The sequence below is a fragment of the Vibrio sp. YT-19(2023) genome, assembly GCF_033337395.1.
Genome location: NZ_JAWOQN010000266.1, coordinates 1 through 878, shown reverse-complemented (window position 1 = coordinate 878; position 878 = coordinate 1). Strand labels below are relative to the sequence as shown.

The 878-nt window shown below is 42.6% G+C and carries 1 protein-coding gene and 1 pseudogene; both read left to right on the top strand.

Going from position 1 to position 878, the window contains the following annotated elements; translation table 11 throughout:
• Nucleotides 1-284: DUF2750 domain-containing protein (locus R7E78_RS25325; RefSeq protein ID WP_318058500.1), on the top strand; the 284-nt coding region annotated here is incomplete at its 5' end.
• Nucleotides 285-472: 188 nt separating this feature from the next.
• Nucleotides 473-878, top strand: a pseudogene (locus tag R7E78_RS25320) (GGDEF domain-containing protein); the annotation flags it as partial.

Here is an 878-nt window from a genome sequence, read left to right as displayed (position 1 = left end):
TCGTTTGGGGTCTACGCAATGAAGAAGGTTGGTTGTCTTGCGATTCAACTGAGTTCGAAAATCGCGAAGTAATGCCTTTCTGGTCTTCAAAAGAAGATGCTGAAGCGCACAACGTTGAAGAGTGGGCAGATTTTACTGTTCTTGAAATTCCACTAGATATCTTTGTAGAAGATTGGCTTCTGACTCTTGCTGAAGACGGCGTTCTTGTTGGTACAAACTGGAATGATCAGCTAGAAGGCAAAGAAATGGAGCCTCAAGATCTAGCGAAGCTATACGTAGACTAATCGCGTTGACCTCGGCACTTGTGCCGGGGTTTCTATTCCCTCCCCTAGTTCTCAACACAAATATCGACCCACTTCATAGTTTTTCCATTCAGTATTGTTTATTCACTTCACGTGGTCACATCGCCTATAAGATAATGGGTATAACATACTGAAAAGATTATATAAGAAAAACACAAGGCTACTTCCTTATGCGCGCGCTGTCTCCTTTGCTTGCGTCACTGCTTTTTTGCAGTCAAATATACGCAAGTGACTCTACCGAGATTGAACACACCCAAAACTTTACGCAATGGCACGCTGTCTATCAAACAACGTTACACAACGATGCAGCTTCTGCTCTTAGCATGCTTCAAGACCGTTATCATACTTCCGTCTCTGACAGCGAAAGACTTTACGTCAGTGGGTTGATTTATGAGTACATGGCTAACATCAAGCAGCCTTATTACGGAAGTAGCCAAATCTTAAACAATGATTTCGCGAAGTTAGAATCTGAGTACATTCTCGCTTTAAACGAACGTAAACATGGCAGTTATGACGCTTCTGTTGCCAGTTTCAGCTCGTTAAGGCAAAAGATGAAACAAAATGGTGACGTGGAAG